Source organism: Acinetobacter puyangensis, from assembly GCF_900096995.1.
Taxonomy (GTDB): Bacteria; Pseudomonadota; Gammaproteobacteria; order Pseudomonadales; family Moraxellaceae; genus Acinetobacter; species Acinetobacter puyangensis.
In genome coordinates this window covers 188,109-212,156 of record NZ_OANT01000001.1, presented here as the reverse complement: position 1 = coordinate 212,156, position 24,048 = coordinate 188,109, and the positions used below count along the sequence as shown (strand labels likewise).

Here is a 24,048-nt window from a genome sequence, read left to right as displayed (position 1 = left end):
ATTACTTCGCTACCGCCACTGATTCACCATTTGATTTATAAACACGAGTTTTCGTGCCTTCTGCATCAACTTGGTAACCAACACGGTCAGCCTTTTGGGTTGTAGCATTAAAAACTGCCACGTTTGAGATATGAAGCGAAGCTTCCTGAGTAACAATACCGCCTTCAGCGCCAGTTACACGATTCGGCTTTTGATGCTTCTTCACTAAGTTAAGGCCTTCAACCTTAACACGGTCTTCAGAAACTGACAGAACAGTACCCTGTTTGCCTTTTTCTTTACCTGCGATCACAATTACTTGATCGCCTTTTTTAATCTTCGCCATGATTGCCTCTTATAGAACTTCTGGAGCCAATGAAATGATTTTCATGAACTGCTCAGTACGAAGTTCACGAGTCACTGGTCCGAAAATACGAGTCGCAATCGGAGCTTTATTGTTGTTCAAAATAACAGCAGCATTATCATCAAAACGGATCACAGAACCATCTGGACGACGAATACCGAATTTGGTACGAACAACAACAGCATTCATTACGTCACCCTTTTTAACACGGCCACGTGGAATTGCTTCTTTTACTGTAACTTTAATAATATCGCCAACAGAAGCATAACGACGATGTGAGCCACCTAGTACTTTGATACATTGTACACGGCGGGCACCACTGTTGTCTGCTACGTCGAGCATACTTTCGGTTTGAATCATTGCCCTACTCCAAAACCGAGCATCATCGGCCCATTCGAAAGGCGTAAATCCTACTCGAAATTTACCGATGATGCAACAAGAACGTTGAATTACTCAGTAGCTGCTTCAACCACTTCCACTAAAGTCCAAGCTTTAGTTTTAGAAATTGGGCGGCTTTCTTTGATGGTTACAACGTCACCAGTTTTGGCAGTGTTGTTCTCATCATGAGCATGTAACTTAGTTGAACGGCGGATTGATTTGCCATACAACGGGTGTTGAACACGACGTTCAATCAGAACAACAATAGATTTGTCCATTTTGTCGCTAACAACTTTACCCGTTAATGTGCGGACTGTTTGTTCACTCATTGTCCGTTCCCCTGTTTTTCGGTAAGGAGTGTCTTGATGCGAGCAATTGCTTTACGAGCAATTTGCACTTCGTGCGTTTTGCCCAATTGGCCAGTTGCTTTCGCCATGCGAAGACGGAATTGGTTAAGCTGTTGCTCATCAAGCAAAGCTTTCAATTCTTCTACCGATTTTTCACGTAGATCTTTAGTTTTCATTACATTACCGTCCGAGTCACGATAGTGGTTTTAAACGGAAGTTTAGCAGCGGCCAAAGTGAATGCTTCACGCGCCAACTCTTCGCTTACACCTTCCATTTCGTACAGGATCTTACCTGGCTTGATTTGGCAAACCCAGTATTCCACACTACCTTTACCTTTACCCATACGCACTTCAAGAGGTTTCTGAGTAATTGGCTTGTCCGGGAATACACGGATAAATATCTTGCCACCACGCTTTACACGACGGCTAATGGTACGACGTGCAGCTTCAATTTGACGCGCTGTCATTTGACCACGCTCAATCGATTTAAGTGCAATTGTACCAAAAGATACTGTGCTACCACGATGCGCCAGACCTGTGTTACGGCCTTTATGCATCTTACGGAATTTAGTACGTTTAGGTTGCAACATGGATTATTCTCCCTTGTCTGCAGCACGGTCATTACGACGTCCACGACGCTCCTGACCTTCACCACGACCACGACCACGTTTAGCTGGACGTTCTTCGCTCGGAGCAGGGTTCATGACTTGTTTCATGCCACCTAGAATCTCACCGCGGAAAATCCATACTTTCACGCCGATCGTACCGTAAGTTGTTTCTGCACGTACAGTTGCATAGTCGATGTCGGCACGAAGTGTATGCAAAGGTACACGCCCTTCACGATACCATTCAGTACGCGCAATCTCTGCACCACCTAAACGACCAGAAACTTCAACTTTGATACCTTTTGCGCCAGCGCGCATGGTGTTTTGTACCGCACGCTTCATCGCACGACGGAACATTACGCGTTTTTCCAGTTGTGAAGCAATCGCTTCTGCAACCAAACGTGCGTCCAAGTCAGGGCGATCAATTTCGTTGATACTTACTTGCGCTGGCACACCCATAATTTGGGTAAGTTCACGCTGTAATTTCTCAATATCTTCGCCTTTTTTACCGATGACGATACCTGGACGAGCAGTGCTAATTGTTACCTTAGCAGCACCAGTAGGACGTTCGATAAGAATATTGCTAACCATCGCGCTCTTAAGTTTTTTAGTTAAAAACTCACGAACTTGAAGATCTTTAAGCAAATAATCAGCGTATTGTTTCGGATTCGCATACCAGTTAGCATTATGACGTTTCACAACACCTAGGCGGATACCGATTGGATGAACCTTCTGACCCATATCAAACCCCTACCTTAACAGTGATGTGACAAGTACGCTTAGTGATACGATCCGCACGACCTTTTGCACGAGGCATGATACGTTTCAGGCTCGCACCTTCATCTACAAAAATTGTAGATACTTTAAGGTCATCAACATCTAAGCTGTTATTGTGTTCAGCATTGGCGATTGCAGATTCTAATGCTTTTTTAACCAGCACAGCCGCTTTCTTATTGCTGAAGTTTAAAATGTCTAGCGCGCGCGCAACTGACTTACCACGGATAAGATCAGCAACTAAACGTGCTTTTTGTGCCGAGATGGCGGCACCGCGTAATTTTGCAGTTACTTCCATTATTAGCACCTTAACGTTTAGATTTCTTGTCAACACCGTGACCACGATAGGTACGAGTTGGCGCGAATTCACCGAGTTTATGACCAACCATATGTTCAGATACAATCACTGGAACATGGTTACGACCATTGTGAACAGAAATTGTTAAACCAACAAAATCTGGGAGGATCATCGAACGACGAGACCAAGTTTTAATCGGCTTGCGAGAATTACTAGCAACAGCCGCTTCAATCTTAGCGAACAAGTGCGCATCGACGAATGGGCCTTTTTTCAGAGAACGAGGCATTGTCAGATTCCTTTACTTGTTACTTAACGCGACGATCGCGAATAATCATCTTAGTCGTACGCTTATTGGTACGTGTTTTGTACCCTTTCGCTTTTTGACCCCATGGGCTTACAGGTTGAATACCTTTATTACGCCCTTCACCACCACCATGTGGGTGATCAACTGGGTTCATCGCCATACCACGAACGGTAGGACGAACACCACGCCAGCGCGCAGCACCAGCTTTACCCAGTGAACGAAGGTTGCTTTCTTGGTTAGAAACTTCACCAATTACAGCACGGCATTCAACATGCACTTTACGCATTTCGCCTGAACGTAAACGAACAATTGCATATGAGCCATCACGACCTAGCAATTGAACAGAAGTACCAGCAGAACGTGCTAATTGCGCGCCTTTACCGATTTTAAGTTCAAGGTTATGTAAAGTGGAACCTAATGGCATGTTACGAAGTGGCAAACAGTTACCTGTACGAATTGGTGCATCGTTACCAGATTGAACTGTATCGCCAGCACGCAAACCTTTAGGTGCGATGATATAGCGACGCTCGCCATCAGCATACTTAAGTAAAGCAATGTGAGCTGTACGGTTTGGATCGTATTCGATACGTTCTACAACCGCTGGGATACCATCTTTATTACGTTTAAAGTCAACAATACGATACTGTTGTTTATGACCACCACCAACGTGACGAGTCGTGATGTGGCCGTTGTTATTACGACCACCAGTACGTTTTTTGGCTTCTGTCAACGCTGCAAAAGGCTTGCCTTTGTGAAGGTGGCTATGAACCACTTTCTCTACAAAGCGACGCCCAGGAGACGTTGGCTTACATTTTTGAATTGGCATAATTTTCGTCCTTATTCCGCTGTCGTGCTTGTTGTATCAGCAGCGGTATCGCCCAAGTCAGCCATCTCTACATCTTGGCCAGCTTTCAGGGTGACGTATGCTTTTTTAACATCAGAACGACGTCCTAATGTCTTACCAAAGCGTTTAGATTTACCTTTAGTGATTGTCGTATTTACTTTAACAACTTCAACACCAAATAGTTTTTCAACCGCTTTTTTAACTTCAAGTTTAGTTGCATTAATATCAACTTTGAACACTTGAACACCAGCAGTCTCGCCTAAAACTTGTGCTTTTTCTGAGAATACAGGCCCTTTAAGGATTTGATAGATACGTTCGTTGTTCATCCGAGTTCTACCTCAATTTTCTTAGCAGCAGCAACAGACATGACAACTTTATCAAACGCAATCAAACTTACAGGATCGATTGCAGTTGCATCTACCACATCTACATGCGGAAGGTTACGCGCTGCAAGGTATAGATTCTCATCTACAGCATCTGTTACGATCAATGCACGAGTTGCATTCAGGTCATTCAGTTTTGCAAGCAATTCTTTGGTTTTTGGTGCAGATACTTGAATATCTTCAACCAACACCAGACGATCTTGGCGAACAAGTTCAGCCAGAATACATTGCATTGCACCGCGATACATCTTACGGTTAACTTTTTGAGACCAATCTTGTGGACGGGCAGCAAATGTTTTACCACCACCAACCCAGATCGGGCTACGAATAGAACCAGCACGAGCACGGCCAGTACCTTTTTGACGGAAAGGTTTTTTACCGCCACCAGATACATCACCACGTGACTTTTGTGCACGAGAACCTTGACGACCACCAGCTAAATAAGCTGTAACAACTTGGTGTACAAGTGCTTCGTTAAACTCACGACCGAAAGCAACTTCTGACAATTCAACCGCAGAGCCGGAAACAGTTTTTAAATTCACGTTATTTCCCCTCAGGCCTTGATGGTAGGACGTACAATTACGTCACCGCCAGTTGCACCAGGAATAGCACCTTTAATAACCAGAACAGAACGTTCTGCATCAATAGATACAATTTCAAGACCTTGCACAGTTACGCGTTCAGCACCTAAGTGACCAGGCATTTTTTTGCCTTTGAACACGCGACCAGGTGTCTGGTTTTGACCTGTAGAACCGATTACACGGTGAGATACAGAGTTACCATGCGTAGCATCTTGCGTACGGAAATTCCAACGCTTCACACCACCCTGAAAACCTTTACCTTTTGATTGACCAGTTACGTCAACAACTTGACCAACTGCGAACAAATCAACACCGATCGTACCACCAATTTCACGACCTTCAAGTTCCGCTTCATTTACACGAAACTCTTTCACTAAACGACCAGCAGCAACTCCAGCTTTAGCAAAATGACCTTTTTGTGCACCTGTTACGCGAGATTCGCGACGTTCACCTGTGGTCACTTGAATTGCTTGATAACCATCAGTCTCAAGTGTTTTGATTTGTGTAATACGGTTTGGATCGACTTCGATCACTGTGACTGGCACAGAGACGCCGGCTTCTGTGAAAATGCGGGTCATACCGCACTTGCGACCGACTAGACCAATAGCCATATGTGTAAACCTCTTAAAATACAGCTGACTAAATCTTTTTGGGATTTAATCATCCGACAAGCCTTATCCCAATGCGATCTGAACGTCAACACCCGCTGCAAGATCCAACTTCATTAATGCATCAACAGTTTTGTCTGTTGGTTGCACGATGTCGATCAAACGCTTATAAGTGCGAATTTCGTACTGATCACGCGCATCTTTATTCACGTGAGGTGAAGTTAAAACGTTAAAGCGTTCGATGCGAGTAGGCATCGGAATAGGACCACACACTTGTGCGCCTGTACGCTTAGCCGTTTCTACGATCTCTTGAGCAGATTGATCAATTAAGCGATGATCAAAAGACTTAAGACGGATACGGATTCTCTGGTTAGACATACCAGTAAACTCCAAGCTTAAAATATAAAGAATCACCCATGACGCACCTCACCTATTGGCAAGTGTCAAGGGCAGTGAAAATCACTAAGGTCATGATCGATGCCACGACTGTCACGATTCATCCACACCAACCATTTTGGTTGAATATTGTGTGCGATGACCTTCTTAAATTAAAAAGGTCGCTTATTATAGCGACCATTGCATACTAAAGCAACTACCGAAATCGAATATTATTTATTCGACTCATTATTTTTTCCATTTTATTATCCATGGGCTACCCACTTTAAATCATCTTCGATATTTTCTTGCATATCACTTTGATTTGTCAAAACATAATCTATAGCACGATTTAAAATATCATTGCCCATCTTGTAACGATATGCTTCTATTGGCAGGGTTGCCAATGTTAACTCATCTTTAAGTTTTGCATTCTGTCCGGTGAATCTTAATATCTCCTCATCATCTTCTAAAAATAAGTTAAGTGCATTTGGCGTAATTTCCGGATGAAACTGGAATCCAATAATATTGCGCCCAATTTGATACGCTTGATTGACACACTCCTCATTACTGGCCAGTAAAATTGCGCCTTTGGGTAAACTAAAACTTTCACCATGCCATTGCATAATTTCAAATGTTTTTGGCAATTTAAAACATTGCTCTGGATAAGGATCAACTGCGAAAACTTGTGTCCAACCAATTTCTTTTTCTGGATTGTGTGACACTTTTGCCCCTAAAGCATTGGCAATCATTTGTCCGCCCAGACATAAGCCAATGACAGGTTTGCCCAAAGCAATAAATCGCCTCAGCCATCTTTTTTCAGTTACCAGCCATGGATACATCGCTTCATCATTGACACTCATCGTGCCACCCATAATAATGAGCAAATCAATATCCTCGACGTGGGGCAAAGCCTCAATATCTAGTTTCTGTTCCGGCGGCAAGGCAAAAAATTCTGTCGCTGTGATGTGTGCTTTATGTTCACGTAAATAATGTTCACAACTGCCGAATCCTTCACCTGCGATATGCTGAAAATAATGCACTCTAAGATGCGGTTTCATTGTAATCTTCCGTTTATAATTCAGTTTACAAAAGGATTGCAAAATTGAAGCCAACTCACGTTTTTCTTTTAGAAAAATATTGTTTAATAACATTATGAAATAATCTATTGACATGGTTTTACAATGCCCAAAACTTCTTTGCAAAAACAAACACTTTTTAGTCAGCCGATTCGTCAGGCACCGCAATATATTTCCACGGTCCAAGCACCGGTTTATCGGGCATCAACCATTATTTTCAAAAACACCGATGCCCTCACCCAACGCCACTGGACAGATGATTATGATTATAGCTATGGTACCCATGGCACACCGACCACTTATACGCTGGCCGATCAAATTGCTTTATTAGAAGGCGCAGATCACTGTTTACTGGCACCCAGTGGTTTATCAGCCATCAATCTGGTCAATAGTGCCTTACTCAATTCGGGTGATGAAGTCTGGATTCCGGATAATATCTACGATCCCAATCAGGCACACTTAAGTTCACTAAGTAAAAAATATGGTATTGTTTTAAAAATCTATTCAACCACCGATATCAATAGCATTCAATTTGGCGATAAAGCCAAACTGATCTGGATTGAAGCCGCAGGTTCGGTCACCCTTGAATTTCCTGATATCATTGGTATCCTTAAAAAAGCACAAGTACATCAGGTTCTCACTGCATTGGATAACACATGGGGCGCCGGTCTGGCATTTTGTGCATTTGATATTGGTGATGATCATCTTGCTGTAGATATTAGCGTACATGCATTGACCAAGTATCCAAGTGGTGGCGGTGATATATTAATGGGCAGTATCTGCACCAAAAACAGAACCTTACACCAACAGCTTCTACATATGCATGCATTACAGGGCATTTCGGTGTCTGGTGATGATGTGGCGCAGATTAATCGCAGCCTGCCCAGTATGGCACTACGCTATCGACAGCACCAAAACAATACACAAATAATTCTCACTTACCTTGTGGCCTGCACCGAATTTGCACAGATTCTACATCCCGCACTAAGTAATCATGCAGGTCATGCGTATTGGCAACACATTTGTAAAGATGGGCAAGGTGCCGGTTTGGTCAGTGTGATTTTTAAAACAGAATACGATTTGAAAAAAATTCAGCAATTTTGCAACGCTTTAAAGTTATTCCGTTTAGGATTTAGCTGGGGCGGACCAACCAGTCTGGTGATGTATTACAATCTCAAAGATATGCGTCAATGCTCAACCGCTCATCTGGCTGACGGCTGGCTGGTACGTTTTTGTATCGGTCTGGAATCCCCGGAGGATTTAATTGAGGATATTCAACAAGCCCTTGCCCAGCTTTAAGTTTTAAGCAGTTTTTTTATCCATGTGCATGGAATAAGCTAAAACTTTGCAGTATGTTATAAACACATCAAAACAGGCTTTGAGGATTTTATGGGAACACCACTCGTTATTGCCAAACAAAGTACCGATACCACAAAAGAAATAGTTTTATATTCTCAGCTTGCCAACCGTCACGGTTTGATTGCAGGGGCAACGGGAACAGGTAAAACCGTCACCTTAAAGGTACTGGCCGAAAATTTCTCCCGTATCGGTGTTCCCGTATTTCTTGCGGATGCCAAAGGTGATGTTTCCAGCATTGCCAAAGCCGGAAGCAGTAATGCAAAATTTGAAGAACGGCTAAAAATGCTCAACATTGATAGCATTCCTTTTGCTGCATCATCTGTGACCTTTTGGGATTTATTTGGTGAACAAGGTCATCCGATTCGCACCACTGTTTCAGAGATCGGTCCTTTATTGTTAGCCCGTATCCTCAATTTAAATGATACACAAGAAGGCGTATTGTCCGCTGTATTTCGTGTTGCTGATGATCAGGGACTATTGCTGATTGACTTTAAAGATTTAAAGGCCATGATCAGCTATGTGAGTGAAAATGCAGCCAGTCTAAAAAATGAATATGGCAATTTATCACCTGCCAGTCTCGGTGCGATTCAACGTAATTTATTGGCACTGGCCGATCAGGGCGGCGAAAAGTTTTTTGGTGAGCCAAGCCTGGATATTCTGGATTTCTTACAGACTGACAGCAACGGACATGGTTATATTAATTTGCTTGCTGCCGACAAACTGATGAACACGCCAAAACTCTATGCCACCTTCCTGTTATGGATGCTGTCAGAATTATTTGAAAAGTTACCTGAAGTGGGTGATCTGGATAAACCCAAACTGGTATTTTTCTTTGATGAAGCGCATTTACTGTTTGATAATGCCAGCCCTGCCTTGCAACAGAAAATTGAACAGGTCGTGCGCCTGATTCGCTCCAAAGGTGTAGGAATTTATTTTGTCACCCAGAATCCGTTGGATTTACCGGAAAGTGTGCTTGGACAACTGGGAAATCGGGTACAGCATGCTTTACGGGCATTTACACCTAAAGATCAGAAAGCGGTTAAAACCGCAGCAGACACATTCCGCGCCAATCCTAATTTTAATGTGGCAGAAGTCATTACCCAACTTGCCGTTGGGGAAGCATTAATCAGTTGTCTTGATGAACAAGGGACACCGCAAATTGTTGAACGTGGCTGGGTGATGCCCCCCTACTCGTCATTTACACCTTTGACACCGGAAGAACGTCAAGCGTTGATGCAGCAAAGTATTGTTGCCGGCGTCTATGAAAATGAAGTTGATCGCGACAGTGCCTACGAAATGTTGCAACGCAAGGTCAGCGAAAGTGAACAACAAAAACAGGCAGATGCACAAGCTGCCCAGCAAGCCAAAGAACAGGAAGCCTTGGCAAAACAACAAGCCAAGGAGCAAGAACGTCTGGCTAGAGAACAGCAGAAGCAGGCAGATAAAGCTCAGAAAGACCGTGAAAAACTGACACAAGATCTGGTCGGTACCTTTGCCAAAAGTGCTGCACGTTCTTTAGGTGGAAAAACAGGCCAAACCTTGGTTCGTGGAATTTTAGGTTCTCTGTTTGGTAAACGTTAGGACATCCTTATGCAATTTAATCAAATTCAGAATGCTTTACAGCATGATGAAATTTTACAGGCACTTGCTGCACAACGTGAAGTCAGTTGGGAAAATCCGCATGTGGTCAGCTTTGACCAAGCGCAACATGATACAACGCTCAATCGCTCAGATATTGAAGATGCAGCACAGCGGTTACAACGTTTTGCACCCTATATTGCGCTTAAATTCCCTGAAACTGCAACATCACAGGGTTTAATCGAATCCGAACTGGTGCCAATACCAAACTTTGCCAGAACCATGGCGGAAGCATTTCAAGTTGACATCACACCAATACTTTATCTAAAAAAAGACAGTCATCTCCCGATTTCAGGCTCGGTCAAAGCCCGTGGCGGCATTTATGAAGTGCTTTATCGCGCCGAACAACTGGCATTACAACAGCATAAAATTACGCTTGAAGATTCTTATCTTAAACTTGCCGAACCCGAATTACAGGCATTTTTTGCACAATATAAAATTGCTGTCGCCTCTACCGGGAATCTAGGTTTATCCATTGGCATTATGGCAGCCACACTAGGCTTCCAGTGTAGTGTACATATGTCACATGATGCCAAACAATGGAAAAAAGACAAATTACGCAGTATGGGCGTGAATGTTATTGAGCATCAAGGCGATTATGGACAGGCAATCTTACAGGGACGACATGAAGCCGATGCCGATCCACAGTGCTATTTTATTGATGATGAAAACTCGCAATCGCTTTTTCTCGGTTATGCAGTTGCTGGTCAGCGTTTAAAACAGCAACTCGAACAACAGCATATTATTGTCGATGCTGAACATCCTTTATTTGTCTATTTACCTTGCGGGGTTGGTGGCGCACCAGGTGGTATTACATTTGGTTTAAAACATGCTTTTGGTGATCATGTTAAATGTATTTTTGCCGAACCGACCAATTCGCCTTGTATGTTCCTCGGTATGTACACTGGTTTACATCATGATATCTCGGTACAAGACATTGGATTAACTAATCTGACCATTGCTGATGGGCTGGCAGTGGGTCGTGCTTCTGGTTTTGTTGGACATGCCTTGGCACGTAGCATTGATTTTCTTTACAGCCTTTCCGATGATGAAATGTTGCATTGGTTACGACAACTATATAAGACTGAAAATATCATTCTGGAACCTTCTGCGCTCGCAGGCAGTGTCGGTTTTGCCCGCTTACAACAGCAAGGATTGCTTAAAAATATTACGGCACAGCAATTTGCACAGGGAATCCATATTGTTTGGGCAACCGGTGGTGGCATGCTGCCCAAAGAGGAAATCGAAAAGCTTTTATAGTTTTTTTGATGTCGCCAATGATGGGTCCATTGGCGATTGAAGATTTGATTTTAGATTGTCATAGAATCATTACAGCGATCATTGATAAACATCAATCAAGACATGCGTAATTTAATAGGTTTTCTACTATTTTAAGACAAAACCAATTAAACAACACTTTCCCGTTGTTTTAACATATTCAAAGCGACATCTATGATCATGTCTTCCTGACCACCAACCATACGCCGTTTACCTAGCTCTACCAAAATGTCGAATGCGGATAAATCATATTTTTTTGCGGCAGCCTCAGTATGTCGCAAAAAACTTGAATACACGCCAGCATAGCCTAGTGCCAAAGTTTCTCGATCTACTCGAACAGGACGCTCCTGTAATGGTCTGACAATGTCTTCCGCGGCATCAATTAATCGTTTTACATCACATCCATGGTTTAAACCCATACGTTCTACTGCTGCAATAAATACTTCTAGAGGCGCATTCCCAGCGCCAGCCCCCATACCTGCCAAACTAGCATCAATACGATTACAGCCATGTTCTAAAGCAACAATACTGTTGGCAACCCCCAAACTTAGATTATGGTGAGCATGCATTCCTGTTTCAGTTTCAGGTTTTAAAACATCCTTCATGGCCTTAAAACGATCTGCAATGTCATACATATTCATGGCACCGCCAGAATCGACAATATAAACACACTGCGCACCATAACTTTCCATAAGACGACCTTGTTCTGCCAATTTCTCGGGCGAATTCATGTGGCTCATCATCAAAAAGCCAACCGTATCCATTCCTAATTCACGTGCATACTCAATATGCTGGCGAGACACATCTGCTTCGGTACAATGTGTTGCTACTCGAACGATGCGAGCACCTGCATCATAGGCGGCCTTTAAATCATGTACTGTACCAATACCTGGTAATAATAGGGTTGCGACTTTGGCATGCTTGACTTCACTCGCCACCGCCTCAATCCACTCCAAATCAGTATGTGCTCCAAAACCATAGTTAAAACTAGAACCTTGTAAACCATCACCATGTGCAACCTCAATACTATCTACACCAGCCTCGTCCAGCGCACGAGCAATTGCTCTGACCTGTGGTAGCGTATATTGATGGCGAATCGCATGCATTCCATCACGCAAAGTGACATCTGAAACATAAATTTTCCGTTCCTTGTCTAACATTCTGATCTCCTTATGCAATCTTTTTATTTAAATGAATTTCTGCAAAACGCTCAGCAGCAGCTAAAGCTGCACTGGTCATAATATCTAAATTACCAGCATAAGCAGGTAGATAATGGGCAGCGCCTTCCACTTCCAAGAAAATAGAGACTTTTAAACCTGGCAGCTTTCCAATACCCGGAATATTTAAAGGATGATTGGCATCAAATTCTTCAAACTGTACTTGCTGTTTTAAGCGATAACCGGGTACATATGCATTTACAGCATTGGCCATCTCTTGAATTGATGCTTGAATAGCATCTTGATTTGCTCCAGCTTCAACCAGACAATAAACCGTATCACGCATGATTAAGGGGGGTTCAGCTGGATTCATAATAATAATCGCTTTACCCTTTTGCGCACCTCCAACTTCCTCAATCGCTTTTGAAGTGGTTTCCGTAAACTCATCAATATTTGCCCGTGTACCTGGTCCGGCAGACTTACTGGCAATTGAGGCAATAATCTCTGCATAATGTACTTTTGCTATTCTTGATACTGCGTGTACCATGGGAATAGTGGCTTGACCACCACATGTCACCATATTGATATTTGAAGCGTCCAAATGTTCATCCAGATTCACAACCGGAACGACATAAGGACCTATCGCTGCGGGGGTCAAATCAATCACTTGAATGCCATATTGTTGTAGAACTTGATTATGATGAGTATGTGCACCTGCTGAAGTTGCATCAAAGACAATTTTTATTTCTTTAAAACATGAAAGTTTTAATAATCCTTCCACACTGTCGGCAGTGGTTTCAAAGCCAAAACGCGCTGCTCTAGCTAAACCATCTGACTTTGGATCCACGCCAACCATTGCACCAACTTGCAAATATTGAGAGTTACGCATGATTTTAATCATCAAGTCAGTTCCAATATTTCCCGATCCAATAATTGCACATTTAATTCTTTCCATGATCATTTCGTCCTATTTTCCAAATAAAGCAGTAACAGTGCCAAAACCGTCAATATTCACAATAAATTCATCATCGGGCTTAACCACCACCATTGGTCCTAATGCTCCGGTCAATACAATATCTCCTGCCAGTAATGGACGACCTCGACGAACCATTTCATCCGCCAACCAAATCGCAGCATTTAGCGGATTCGCAAGACAAGCCCGTCCTTCTCCCTGCGAGACGAGTTCATCTTTCCGATGCATTTGCATCCTGCAATTTACTAAATCCAAGTGATCTAATTTGACGGGACGTGACCCCAATACAAATGCGGCAGAAGAAGCATTATCTGCCACCGTATCAATCAAACTGATCTTCCAGTTTTCAATACGACTATCCACAATTTCTATGGCAGGCAAGGCATAAGCAGTTGCAGAAATAATATCGGCATAGGTGTGGGTTGTTTGGGTAAGATCTTGTTGTAAAACCAATGCAATTTCCGCCTCAACTTTAGGCTGTATAAAACGATTAAATGGAATCGCTTCGCCATCACCATATGCCATATCAGCAAACAACATTCCAAAGTCAGGTTGATCTACCCCCAATTGAACTTGCACAACTTTTGAGGTTAAGCCAATCTTGCGCCCCACCAATTTTCGTCCTTTTGCTAAGCCTTGCTGCGTATTTATATCTTGCACGGCATAAGCAAAATCTACATTTGAAGTGTTCTCATCTAATCGCATACGAATAGGCTCTATCGCAACACGGGTTGATTCGGCCTGACTTAAAGACTTTGCAATGGATTGCATTAAATTTTCTATTTGCATTTGTTCTCTTCCTTCAAAAATATGTGCCTAACTCATGCAAATTCACGACTTGGCGGTTTCTGTTAAACTTGCCAATGATTGCTTATTAGTAATAATTTTTTTGATCGCTCTCATTTTCTTAGCAGCATTTACAGTAATGCCTGCAACAACGATGTCATCTTTCAATCCATACGCAATAAATGAGGAGGTATTTTTTAAATCGTCCATCTCACTGATTTTCCAATCCTTGGCAGTCATATCACCAGCACACTGGATATTAAAATTCAACTGGTCTGTCCAAAACCAAGGGGGATTCGCTTTAGGCGGCATAATTGTCATCACATGCCGGGCAAAAATTCCTGCTTGAAGATTTGCATTTTCCCAAGTCTCGACACGTAAATATTCACCATTTTCGCGTAGTTGCGTTGCAACATCCCCTGCTGCATAGATATCTGGATCCGAAGTTTGGCAGTTTTCATTTACTTTTATTGCACATTCAATATCTAAACCAGCGTCGAATGCCAACCTGGTATTAGGGATCACACCAATACCGTAGATAATTGCATCCGCTTCTAGCTCTTCTTGATGATTGAGTTGCACAACAACACGTTCACCCTCTAACCGTGAATGTGTAATTTGAGTTTCAAGTCGAATATCAACACCTGCTTGTCGATGCTGTGCAAGGAGGAAATCACTTAAAATATTCGGTACACAACGCCTCATTAATGTTGAACCTGATTCAATCAAAGTAACTTTTGTGCCTTTAGCCCTTGCTGATGAAGCCAATTCAAGGCCAATAACGCCGCCTCCGATTAAAATTACATGGCGATTCGGCTGCAAAACCTGAATGAGTGCTTGAGCATCTTCCAGATTACGAAGGGTATAAACATGTTTACCCAATGCATCTATCATTGGTAAACGTCGTGGCGAGGCACCTGTTGCGATTAACAACTTGTCATAATAAATATGTTCTCCGCTTTCCAGTTCTACAGAATGTGCCTCCCGATTAAGCTTTTTAACCTTGCTGTTCAAAATCACTGTGACATCCAGTTCTTGAAGCTTTTGCTTAGATAAAATCTCAACCTTAGTTTCATCCGGTTTTAAAATCACATCTTTCGATAGTGGTGGTCTTTCATAAGGCAGGTGAGCCTCATCACCAATCAAAATAATCTTGCCAGTATATTGATGATGTCGAAGTTCCAAAATTGCACTGGCTCCGGCCTGACCTGCACCAATAATAGCAATCGTATTTGTCGTCATATGTATAATCCTTTATTCTGGAACTCCGCTGATACGATACTGAAACCTGCAATCCATTCACTGATTGCTTCATAACAGTGAATTTCCATTTCATATTCACCCAGTGTTTGCATTGTCGCCAACGCCGCAATCCAGCAACGCACTTCTTGTCCGCCACGTCCGCCTTGTTCTCGAATGTCCTCTTCTGTCATTTTTAACAGCGTATCAAAATCAGCTTTTTTAAATAATTCGAGTAAATTCTTGTCCCATTGTGAATTAAGCGGTACTGCTACAGATTTATCACCTGAAGCCAGCTTTTGGCCCACGGCAATCACTTTGGATTGACGTATATTTCTTGATTCAGGACTTGGATTGCGACCAGCGATTAAAAATTCCTCCATCTCAGGTGGAACAGAACCAATTTGAGGTGTGGGTGGATCATGTGAAAGGCCGCCAGTCCCTAGAATTAAAATCCGTTCGTTTTCCAATTTTAAAGTTTTTAAAAATTGACCCACCGCTTTTCCTAATTGAATCGTTCTTTGTACTGTAGGTAACGGAACAGCAGCTGAATTAATAAAAATTGGAATCGTGGCATAACGATTTAATTGACCATCACATAAAAAATGTAATGGTTGAGTGACACCATGATCAGCTTGCATACGGTAAGAATAGGCAATATCGATACCATCATCTAAAACAGAACGAATAAGCAACTTTGCAGTATCTTCAGGAACGTTTATCTCACCTGGTCCATAATTCCAATCCCCTGCCGCTGTCGCCCTTATCCCGACACAGAAGCTGGGCATTAAGTCATAAAAAAAACCATTAAAATGATCAGGGCCATACGCAATAATAAGCGTTGGATCATATTCCTTAACCTTTTCAGCCAATTGTTTAAAGGTATCACGAACATTCTTTTCTTGCGTCTGATCTTGTGGAGAAGCAAATTCCATTAATGGACTATGTGAAGCACATATTAGTTTGACAGCCATAATCGATCCTTCTTTTAAGCTTTTAAATTTTTAATAATGAAATAATTCTGCTCGTGGTTGTCTTAATCCACGGATGCCTAATCCACAATCAGCATTAATGAGCACACCACTTAAAGGCCGATTATTTTGACGCGAAGCTAATAAGACATACGCACCCGTCATATCTTCTGGTTCCGGAAGAAAATTTAACGGCATTCCCCTCGCAATTTTTTCAGGATCTCTGGCATCCAGAAGTCCTAAATTCTCCTGCCCTAAAGATGCTGCACCTTTGATGTTGACGTTCATGCCAGAAGGTGCAACAGCATTTACACGGACCTTAGGTGCAAGCTCATAAGCCAGTTCTTTCATAATTCCTACGCCAGCATGCTTGGACGCCGTGTAAATTGGTCCGCCACCTGCCGAGTAAAGTGCAGCATTTGATAACGTCAAAATAATTGAACCTTCAGATTTCATTAACTCATTGAGGGCAGCTTTGGCACCTAGAATAAAAGCTTTGCTATTAATTCCCATGATTTCATCAAATGCTTGATCCAGTTGTTCACCTGACATATTGACAATGTCTGCATAGTGGTCCCAAATACCTGCATTACCGATAAAACAATCTAGTTTTCCAAAGCGATGAACTGTTTCATTTACAGCGTTTAAATTGTCTTGATATCTCACAACATCGCCTTCAACCACAACAATTTTTTCGCCATACCGTGCTTTTAAAGTCGCTACTTTAGAAGCGGAACGTTGTAATACCGAAATTAAAGCCCCCTCCTCGATAAATCGCTCAACCAGAGCCAGTCCGAGTCCAGAACCTCCGCCTGTAATTAAGACAACTTCATCTTTTAGCCAGCCCATAACAACTCCTTTTACAACTCGACATAAAGTGAGCCATCTTCAATTCTTACCGGGAATGTTTGAATCGGATCTGTCGCAGGAACACATTGAGGTACACCGGTTTTCAAACAAAAACGTGAAGCATGTAATGGACATTCCACTGTTCCATCATCTTCAAGATAGCCTTCTGACATCGAAGCATTACCATGGCTACACTTATCATTCATGGCAAAAAACTCACCATTAAAATTAAAAACTGCAATGGCCTTTATTCCATCAAGATCACAATCGATCTTTAGGGCTTCACCTTCTTCCAATTCATTAATCTGACAAATAAAAATCTTATCCATTAGAAAAACACTGTGATGTTATGAGAAGTTAAGGTTGCCTGATCCAAAGTAATATCGCGTTTGCTAATCAGCCAACCCAAGCCTGTATCAATTTTGCGGATAATGTCTTCACGCTTACCCACATAAATCATGATGTCCTTTTCTTTTTGCGAACGATATAACAGGTAGTTGCTATAAACTTTGTATTCAGCATCGACCTGCATAGCCTCCACTCGAATATTGGTGATCAGATGTCGAGTGCGTGATGGGGGTTCTTCTGACCAAGACATTCCTGTTTCCAGCTTTGCGACACGACGTTCAAGAACATGCTTACTGTCATTAAATATCCATGTCGAGGGCGGAGAAATACTTTTACGTCTATCTCTAGTTTGAGCATTGGTAGTCGTTTTTAAGGTATATAAAATATCTTCTGCTAACACATCCAACCAGGCCCGAAAGTTCCAGTCATCTACTAATTGTGCTTCTGCATACATAAATTGACTAATCTCATGATAAAGATTGCAATCAATCTGTTGTGGCAAAGGCGATGATGTCAAAGGTGTGACGATTTGGTTCATCCGACAAGCTCCTTCTCATATTGTGCCGTAGCATTTTCTACGTCATTCCAATCCTCATGAATTAATAAATCAGCCCAACGTCGATACATGGCACGTGCAGCTGTTTCAGAAAAAATATGATTCGTAATTCCTGGAATACCGTCTTCACGACGTTTTTCCCGTCCAATGCCCATTTCCACAATGAGCTTATTTTGTCTGGCCTTATAACCTCGCAAAACTTTTTGAATTTCAATCCAGTTTTCACCATCATCCGCTTCGGCAAAACCTGCGGGACCAAATGCACGACTCGCTGAACGTTCAAAGGCTTCCTTGATATGGGCTGGTGCGGCCTTGTCTGTAATACAAAATGCCCAAACTTCTGTTTTATTCGGACCACGGGGATGCCAGATACGGATGGTTGCGGTACCATTCAACCAGGATAATGTGGGAAACATGGTGTTATGCCCAGCCAAACGTAATGCCCGAACCTCACCAAGACGATTTTTGGCTTCCTCATAGGTTTCACGGAAATAATTGGCAACTTCGCCATCAACCCAAAAATTTGCATCTGGCTTTTCTGTAAAGAAAAAACCTGACCCATGTCCCTGCTGTCCATATTGGAGATTATCCTTGGCAGTTTCCCAAACCGGACGTGCTGTTTGGGCATCACCTAACTGATTCGTGGAGGCATCATCTTGTTTACCACCAAGTACCTGTACGGCAGAAGCGTGGGATACCAATACATGATATTGGTCCGAAGCAAACTGCTCCGCAGCAAATTTCCAGTTACAATCTATTTCCCATTTATGTACACCACCGACAATTTCTGAACCACCTTCACGACGATCCAGCACACCATCAAGATACCAGGCAATATCGCCCATATAGTTCAGTAGATCTGGGGTATTTTCATCCCAACACCCAAAAATCAATCCTTTATAAATTTCGACACGGGCGACTTCAACTAATCCCCATTTGTCTTTACAAGCACCATGTGGATAAATAATCTCTTCTAATGGAATATCTTTAAGTGCTCCATCAATACCATATGACCAACCATGGTAAGGGCAAGTAAAAGCCCGTGTATTTCCACAATCGGCATAACTGACCCGCATGGAACGATGACGACACTGATTTAATAATGCTTTAATAGAACCATCTTTTTGACGTATAACAATAATCGGGTCTTCACCCATATAAGTATTAAAAAAGTCGCCAGCTTTAGGAATATGGCTTTCATGACATAAAAACAGCCAACAACGTCCAAAAATACGTTCAAGCTCTAACTCATAAATTTCTGGATCAGTATAAATCGATGGGGTAATCCGCCCATGTTTGGCATCAACCAAGTGATCAATATTTAAGGCATTAATCCTGTTGTTATTCATGTAAACTCTCCATAGTCTCTGTACATAAACAATCAATTTAAAAACATGATGGGTTTAAAAACCTTACAAGTGAAATAGTTTTTATATATTCATAAATAGACGAGACTAATTAATAAATGCTTTACTTTAGAAAGGAGATGCGTGGTTTTTCATTGGAAAAAACCTATACATGTTATGGTTAGTTGTTTTTATGGATAAACCCAATTAAGGATGATGCATTATGGAGTTACGTCATTTACGTTATTTTGTTACTGTTGCAGAGGAGCTTAATTTCAGTAAAGCGGCACAAAAATTATTTACTGCTCAACCCTCATTAAGCCAACAAATTAAATGTCTTGAAGATGAATTGGGTTTTCACTTGTTTCATCGTACCAAACGTAAAGTTGAACTCACCCAAGAAGGTAACTACTTACTACCCTATGCCTATGCGACTTTGGAACAAGTCGAAAAAGCGATTGATAAAACCCGTTTGGCAGCTAAAGCGCAAAAAAATGTACTCAGAATTGGTTTTGTACCTGTTGCTGAGAGTAAGGTTTTTCCTTATCTACTCCCCATGTTGCGTTTTGAAAATCCCGATTTAAAATTGTCGCTACAAAGTATGGATGCGATTGAACAATATCATGCACTAGAAAATGGCGAACTGGACATTGCGATTATCCGAGAGAAAATAGCGACATCAGCCATTTCCAACCATCTTATTTTAAAAGAAAAAATGATATTTCTACTTCCTGAGCAACATGCGCTGAGTAAAGCAGAACAAATAACGCTCGAGATGTTAAATCATATTTCGCTGATTATTCCATCAGAGACACATGCGCCAACCTTACACAGCACCATTCGAAATTTTTTTCATACACACCACATCCAGATTAACTACATCCAGCATGCTGCCAATATTTTATTTAATATTAACTCAGTCAGTATGGGATTAGGCTGTGCAATTTTACCGGACTATGTTCGTCCCATTGTCAAAAACAATAAATCCATCGTAGTACGAGAGTTAACAACCGAATTACCTCTATTAGATTTATATGCCTGTTACAATAAACGTAATAATCAAATGAATATTGCCAAATTTATGGATGAATTGAAAAAAAGAAGCCCTTTCTAATCGTTAATTATAGGGAATATAGATTGGATCGCACAAAATTTATATTAGTCATCAATTTTAAATTCAGCCATCATAATTCCATGATGGTTTAGTTTTTATACCCGATTAAATCCGCCATTGAATACCAACAAAAGCTTAACTGCTTTTACTTTCATATTTGATACATTTTTTAATCACAGGGATTCGTTATGTGTGCAATGGAAATACCAAATTATAAAACCGATCCATTCTTTGGTTTACAGGATCAATGGATCGAAACCGCTACAGATGAGCTGACACATTATCATGAGTTAGGTACAGGTACACCGTTATTATTTCTACACGGGTCAGGTACAGGTGTTTCAGCAGCAGCAAACTGGTGGTTAAATCTGCAACACCTTAGCCAGATTGGGCATTGTTATGCCATTGATTCTATAGGCTATGGACAGACTGTCGTTGCAGATCATACGGCTTATGGCATCAAGCAATGGGTAGAACATGCGATTCGCTTTCTAGATGCAAAAGGAATTGAAAAAACTTGGGTGATTGGCAACTCTCTAGGTGGATGGCTTGCGTTTCAGATGGCACTGGACTATCCAGAACGCCTGCTCGGGATTATTTCCATGGGAACAGGGGGAGCCAAACAAACAGCCGCACTAAAACAACACGCCAATCCGGAACTGTCATTAGCAGGAATTCGTAAAACATTAGAAATGTTTGTGGTTGATAAGACACTGATTACAGATGAATTGGTTCAAGTTCGTCTAGAAGCGGCAAAAAATGATTATGCCAATGCGCGATTGCTAGATGTTGTTGCAGCACGGGATCGTGACCGTTTTGAATTTCCACTCGATTTTGAAAAAATGAAACAGATTGACTTGCCTGTATTATTGATCCATGGCGTACAAGATGTCGTCATTCCAGTTAGTCGAACGTGGGATATTCTCAACACTGTTTCCACTGCTGATGCACATATTTTCAATCAATGCGGGCATTGGTCCCAAGTGGAAAAATCTGAAGAATTTAATCTTATTGTAAGTAATTATCTGAATCAACATATAAGCTAAACCTGTTGATATTTATATTTTTAGATCAGAAAACCGTATTCTTATATTTTTTAATTTTAACAGTCTATTTTATAAATAGGCTGATTTTATATATATATAGTTTTCATAAAAACAAATAACTATTTTTTAAATTATTTTTTTAAATTACAAATCAATATAATAAAAAAACAAAAGGATTTTTGTAAATTTAAGGAATATCTATGAAAAGGATCACTGTAATAATAATGGCAGGATGCGTATTGCCATTGAATAGCCAAGCCAATGATTTCATTGAGCAATCAACAGCGTCACTTACCAGCAGAAATTATTATTTAGATCGTAATTTTACCAATAATAATACCCTCTCTGGTGCGCAAGATTGGGCGCAAGGTTTTATATTTAACTTCAAGTCTGGCTATACTGAAGGAAAAATAGGAGTAGGACTGGATATACAAGGCCTTACCTCTATTAAATTACATGCAGATCCTGATTATCTAGGAAGTGGCTTATTACCTACAAATAGTACGACGCGTGAACGTTCAAATACTGCAAGTGAGATCGGTATTACGGCAAAATTAAAATATCAGGATACAGAACTTAAAGCAGGTACTGTCCATCCATGGAATCCTGTTATCTTTGGTTCAGTTTCTCGGCTTTTACCCCAAACTTTTCAAGGTATTAGCTTTGATTCTAAAGATTTTGATAACTTAGAGCTGACAGCAGGCTATATTGAACACGTTAATCACCGAGACTCAACCAATCATGAGGATTTATCTAATATCGCATTTAATGGCCGTTTTAAAGCAGCATCAAGTGATCATTTTAATTATATTGGTGGGAAATACCAATTTTCCCCATCAACACAAACAGGCTTATATTATGCGATAGCAAAGGATATTTATGAACAGTCAGCATTTACCTTTAAAAAAACTTCTGCGTTACAAGATCATCTTAATTTAATTACGGACATTCGCCTTTGGAATAGTCAGGAGAATGGTCAGGCTTTGGCTGGAAAAATAGATAATACATTACTCACTGCAAATCTCGGATTTAACTATCATCAACATACATTGACTTTAAGTACCATGCAAAATTTTGGTAGTACCGCCCATCCTTATTTATCAGGTGGCGAAGTATTAATTTTTATTGATGGCTGGAGTACAGATTTTTTGAATCCAAAAGAAAAAGTATATGCTATTCGCTACGACTATGACTTTAAAAGCTATATTCCAGGTCTTAAATTCATGACACGATATACACGAGGGGATCATATTAACTTACCGCATCTTGGTGGCACAAACCTCCATGAAGACAGTTTGGATTTTGATCTGCACTACGTCATCCCTACCGGAAAATTTAAAGGCCTAGGATTACGTGGACGTTATGGCATATATGATAATAACTTTAGCCAAAATGCCACATTTAAACCAGCACACGAAACCCGTATTAATATCGACTACACATGGAAATTTAAATAATTAAATAACTGCCGATATTCAAATATCGGCAGTTATTTTACGCACTTCTAATTATCTTATGCAACAAATGTTCTAATGAAGGCTTTTCACTATTACGATAATTCATAAACAATGAAATCTTCGGTTGAATACGTAAAAATTTTTTAATCGTTACATCGTTTGTTGCAATCGTTCGAATATTATCTGGTAAAATCGTAATTCCCATACCCATATTGACATAGCTCATGGTGACAAAAGGATTTTCTGTTTCAGCAACAATATTTGGCTCGATATGATGGTCAGTAAATATCTTCAAAATTTTGTTATATAACTCCGGTGCATGCTCCAAAGCTGGGATAACCAGATTTATACCATTTAACTCTTTGACTGGTATGTGTGAATATTTATTTAAAGGATGATCTTTAGGTAGAATAATAAGCAGATCTTCTACCAAGAATTCATGACTACTAATATCCTGATTATTGATATTACTACGACTAAAAGCGATATCAATTTCACCCTTTTCCAACATCTGAATCAATGGCAAACTCATAGCACTGATAATTTCGACTTGCATCGTCGCACTATTTTGCTTAATCGTTTCTATAAAGTATTTTGGAATTTTGACTTCAACACCAATCATCATGCCTATCTTTAAGTCTTTAGCGCGACCTTTAAGCTTCATGGCAAAATTTTGGGTTTTTTCAGCCTCAATCAGAGCTTTTTTAGCTTCTTGTAAAAATACTTCGCCCGTTTTAGTAAGTGCGATTACTCGACTTCCTCTTTCAAATAAATCCACACCAATATAGTCTTCCAAATCCTTCATTTGCTGACTTAAAGATGACTGGACTGTATTAAGCTTTTTTGCAGCAGCAACAAAACTAATTTCTTCACTAATAGCGACAAAATACCTTAAATGTCTTAAAGCAAGCATGATTCCCTTCCTTACTTTTTATCTGCTGTTTTTCCACATCCATTATGGAAAAACACATCAAATATTTATGATCTATATAAAGCATAAAATGAGGCTGCCTTTA

General features: G+C 41.0%; 30 protein-coding genes. 6 read left to right on the top strand and 24 right to left on the bottom strand.

Annotated features, from left to right (window positions below; all coding sequences use genetic code 11):
• Position 1 precedes the first annotated feature (1 nt).
• The 14 genes from rplX to CRO21_RS00910 all read right to left on the bottom strand — a co-directional run bounded on the left by rplX (position 2) and on the right by CRO21_RS00910 (position 6,897).
• The gene (gene rplX, locus CRO21_RS00975; RefSeq protein ID WP_097077491.1) at positions 2 to 322 is read right to left on the bottom strand and encodes a 50S ribosomal protein L24; all 321 of its coding nucleotides are present in this window, start codon (positions 320 to 322) and stop codon (positions 2 to 4) included.
• A 9-nt stretch (positions 323 to 331) separates the two neighbouring features.
• The gene (rplN, locus tag CRO21_RS00970; RefSeq protein WP_004725701.1) at positions 332 to 700 is read right to left on the bottom strand and encodes a 50S ribosomal protein L14; all 369 of its coding nucleotides are present in this window, start codon (positions 698 to 700) and stop codon (positions 332 to 334) included.
• Positions 701 to 789: 89 nt separating this feature from the next.
• The gene (gene rpsQ, locus CRO21_RS00965) at positions 790 to 1,047 is read right to left on the bottom strand and encodes a 30S ribosomal protein S17 (protein WP_097077490.1); all 258 of its coding nucleotides are present in this window, start codon (positions 1,045 to 1,047) and stop codon (positions 790 to 792) included.
• Complete coding sequence (gene rpmC / locus CRO21_RS00960) at positions 1,044 to 1,241, bottom strand: 50S ribosomal protein L29 (RefSeq protein ID WP_087619481.1); 198 nt, start codon at positions 1,239 to 1,241, stop codon at positions 1,044 to 1,046. Before rpmC ends, rpsQ begins: the two co-directional genes overlap by 4 nt.
• Positions 1,241 to 1,654 (bottom strand): 50S ribosomal protein L16, encoded by a 414-nt coding sequence (rplP, locus tag CRO21_RS00955; RefSeq protein WP_097077489.1) that lies wholly within the window; start codon positions 1,652 to 1,654, stop codon positions 1,241 to 1,243. Before rplP ends, rpmC begins: the two co-directional genes overlap by 1 nt.
• A gap of 3 nt (positions 1,655 to 1,657) precedes the next feature.
• Positions 1,658 to 2,410, bottom strand: a complete 753-nt coding sequence (gene rpsC / locus CRO21_RS00950; protein ID WP_097077488.1) for a 30S ribosomal protein S3 — start codon at positions 2,408 to 2,410, stop codon at positions 1,658 to 1,660.
• Between the two features lies 1 nt (position 2,411).
• A complete protein-coding gene (gene rplV / locus CRO21_RS00945; RefSeq protein ID WP_097077487.1) occupies positions 2,412 to 2,741 on the bottom strand; it encodes a 50S ribosomal protein L22 in 330 nt (109 codons plus the stop codon).
• A gap of 10 nt (positions 2,742 to 2,751) precedes the next feature.
• Positions 2,752 to 3,027 (bottom strand): 30S ribosomal protein S19, encoded by a 276-nt coding sequence (gene rpsS / locus CRO21_RS00940; RefSeq protein WP_086189610.1) that lies wholly within the window; start codon positions 3,025 to 3,027, stop codon positions 2,752 to 2,754.
• A 19-nt stretch (positions 3,028 to 3,046) separates the two neighbouring features.
• Entirely contained in the window at positions 3,047 to 3,871 is an 825-nt protein-coding gene (gene rplB, locus CRO21_RS00935; protein WP_097077486.1) for a 50S ribosomal protein L2, read from the bottom strand.
• Between the two features lie 11 nt (positions 3,872 to 3,882).
• Positions 3,883 to 4,215, bottom strand: a complete 333-nt coding sequence (rplW, locus tag CRO21_RS00930; protein ID WP_097077485.1) for a 50S ribosomal protein L23 — start codon at positions 4,213 to 4,215, stop codon at positions 3,883 to 3,885.
• Complete coding sequence (gene rplD / locus CRO21_RS00925; RefSeq protein ID WP_097077484.1) at positions 4,212 to 4,814, bottom strand: 50S ribosomal protein L4; 603 nt, start codon at positions 4,812 to 4,814, stop codon at positions 4,212 to 4,214. Before rplD ends, rplW begins: the two co-directional genes overlap by 4 nt.
• 11 nt (positions 4,815 to 4,825) lie before the next feature.
• Complete coding sequence (rplC, locus tag CRO21_RS00920) at positions 4,826 to 5,464, bottom strand: 50S ribosomal protein L3 (RefSeq protein WP_097077483.1); 639 nt, start codon at positions 5,462 to 5,464, stop codon at positions 4,826 to 4,828.
• Positions 5,465 to 5,527: 63 nt separating this feature from the next.
• On the bottom strand, positions 5,528 to 5,839 hold the full coding sequence (gene rpsJ, locus CRO21_RS00915) for a 30S ribosomal protein S10 (protein ID WP_000070912.1): 312 nt from the start codon (positions 5,837 to 5,839) through the stop codon (positions 5,528 to 5,530).
• A gap of 263 nt (positions 5,840 to 6,102) precedes the next feature.
• Complete coding sequence (locus tag CRO21_RS00910) at positions 6,103 to 6,897, bottom strand: type 1 glutamine amidotransferase (protein ID WP_097078093.1); 795 nt, start codon at positions 6,895 to 6,897, stop codon at positions 6,103 to 6,105.
• Between the two features lie 123 nt (positions 6,898 to 7,020).
• On the opposite strand from CRO21_RS00910, the gene CRO21_RS00905 reads away from it, so the two are divergent.
• The 3 genes from CRO21_RS00905 (at position 7,021) to CRO21_RS00895 (ending at position 11,172) form a co-directional block, all read left to right on the top strand.
• Positions 7,021 to 8,214, top strand: coding sequence for a PLP-dependent transferase (locus CRO21_RS00905; RefSeq protein ID WP_097077482.1), 1,194 nt, complete (start codon positions 7,021 to 7,023; stop codon positions 8,212 to 8,214).
• A 90-nt stretch (positions 8,215 to 8,304) separates the two neighbouring features.
• Positions 8,305 to 9,855 carry a helicase HerA-like domain-containing protein gene (locus tag CRO21_RS00900; RefSeq protein ID WP_097077481.1) on the top strand — a complete coding sequence of 517 codons (1,551 nt, stop codon included), beginning with the start codon at positions 8,305 to 8,307 and terminating at the stop codon, positions 9,853 to 9,855.
• 9 nt (positions 9,856 to 9,864) lie between these two features.
• Complete coding sequence (locus CRO21_RS00895; RefSeq protein ID WP_097077480.1) at positions 9,865 to 11,172, top strand: D-serine ammonia-lyase; 1,308 nt, start codon at positions 9,865 to 9,867, stop codon at positions 11,170 to 11,172.
• A gap of 146 nt (positions 11,173 to 11,318) precedes the next feature.
• Here the strand turns inward: CRO21_RS00895 and dmpG are convergent, their stop codons facing one another.
• The 9 genes from dmpG to hcaE are packed head-to-tail and all read right to left on the bottom strand — an operon-like array spanning position 11,319 to position 19,418.
• Positions 11,319 to 12,350 (bottom strand): 4-hydroxy-2-oxovalerate aldolase, encoded by a 1,032-nt coding sequence (dmpG, locus tag CRO21_RS00890; RefSeq protein WP_097077479.1) that lies wholly within the window; start codon positions 12,348 to 12,350, stop codon positions 11,319 to 11,321.
• Positions 12,351 to 12,360: 10 nt separating this feature from the next.
• On the bottom strand, positions 12,361 to 13,302 hold the full coding sequence (locus CRO21_RS00885; RefSeq protein ID WP_097077478.1) for an acetaldehyde dehydrogenase (acetylating): 942 nt from the start codon (positions 13,300 to 13,302) through the stop codon (positions 12,361 to 12,363).
• A gap of 12 nt (positions 13,303 to 13,314) precedes the next feature.
• Entirely contained in the window at positions 13,315 to 14,109 is a 795-nt protein-coding gene (locus CRO21_RS00880; protein WP_097077477.1) for a 2-keto-4-pentenoate hydratase, read from the bottom strand.
• A gap of 42 nt (positions 14,110 to 14,151) precedes the next feature.
• Positions 14,152 to 15,348 (bottom strand): 3-phenylpropionate/cinnamic acid dioxygenase ferredoxin--NAD(+) reductase subunit, encoded by a 1,197-nt coding sequence (gene hcaD, locus CRO21_RS00875; RefSeq protein ID WP_097077476.1) that lies wholly within the window; start codon positions 15,346 to 15,348, stop codon positions 14,152 to 14,154.
• A complete protein-coding gene (locus tag CRO21_RS00870; protein ID WP_097077475.1) occupies positions 15,345 to 16,319 on the bottom strand; it encodes a 3-carboxyethylcatechol 2,3-dioxygenase in 975 nt (324 codons plus the stop codon). The genes hcaD and CRO21_RS00870 overlap by 4 nt, the downstream gene beginning before the upstream one ends.
• Positions 16,320 to 16,349: 30 nt before the next feature.
• A complete protein-coding gene (hcaB, locus tag CRO21_RS00865) occupies positions 16,350 to 17,165 on the bottom strand; it encodes a 3-phenylpropionate-dihydrodiol/cinnamic acid-dihydrodiol dehydrogenase (protein ID WP_097077474.1) in 816 nt (271 codons plus the stop codon).
• 11 nt (positions 17,166 to 17,176) lie between these two features.
• On the bottom strand, positions 17,177 to 17,494 hold the full coding sequence (gene hcaC / locus CRO21_RS00860; RefSeq protein WP_097077473.1) for a 3-phenylpropionate/cinnamic acid dioxygenase ferredoxin subunit: 318 nt from the start codon (positions 17,492 to 17,494) through the stop codon (positions 17,177 to 17,179).
• Positions 17,494 to 18,051 carry a 3-phenylpropionate/cinnamic acid dioxygenase subunit beta gene (gene hcaF, locus CRO21_RS00855; RefSeq protein ID WP_097077472.1) on the bottom strand — a complete coding sequence of 186 codons (558 nt, stop codon included), beginning with the start codon at positions 18,049 to 18,051 and terminating at the stop codon, positions 17,494 to 17,496. Before hcaF ends, hcaC begins: the two co-directional genes overlap by 1 nt.
• Positions 18,048 to 19,418: a 3-phenylpropionate/cinnamic acid dioxygenase subunit alpha gene (gene hcaE, locus CRO21_RS00850; RefSeq protein ID WP_097077471.1), complete on the bottom strand. Its 1,371-nt coding sequence runs from the start codon at positions 19,416 to 19,418 to the stop codon at positions 18,048 to 18,050. Before hcaE ends, hcaF begins: the two co-directional genes overlap by 4 nt.
• Positions 19,419 to 19,638: 220 nt before the next feature.
• On the opposite strand from hcaE, the gene CRO21_RS00845 reads away from it, so the two are divergent.
• From CRO21_RS00845 to CRO21_RS00835, 3 genes are all read left to right on the top strand, one after another.
• Positions 19,639 to 20,529 carry a LysR substrate-binding domain-containing protein gene (locus CRO21_RS00845; protein ID WP_097077470.1) on the top strand — a complete coding sequence of 297 codons (891 nt, stop codon included), beginning with the start codon at positions 19,639 to 19,641 and terminating at the stop codon, positions 20,527 to 20,529.
• A 188-nt stretch (positions 20,530 to 20,717) separates the two neighbouring features.
• Positions 20,718 to 21,575: an alpha/beta fold hydrolase gene (locus CRO21_RS00840; RefSeq protein WP_097077469.1), complete on the top strand. Its 858-nt coding sequence runs from the start codon at positions 20,718 to 20,720 to the stop codon at positions 21,573 to 21,575.
• Positions 21,576 to 21,775: 200 nt separating this feature from the next.
• Positions 21,776 to 23,032 carry an OprD family outer membrane porin gene (locus tag CRO21_RS00835; protein ID WP_228150329.1) on the top strand — a complete coding sequence of 419 codons (1,257 nt, stop codon included), beginning with the start codon at positions 21,776 to 21,778 and terminating at the stop codon, positions 23,030 to 23,032.
• A gap of 37 nt (positions 23,033 to 23,069) precedes the next feature.
• Here the strand turns inward: CRO21_RS00835 and CRO21_RS00830 are convergent, their stop codons facing one another.
• Complete coding sequence (locus CRO21_RS00830) at positions 23,070 to 23,945, bottom strand: LysR substrate-binding domain-containing protein (RefSeq protein WP_097077467.1); 876 nt, start codon at positions 23,943 to 23,945, stop codon at positions 23,070 to 23,072.
• Positions 23,946 to 24,048: the final 103 nt, after the last annotated feature.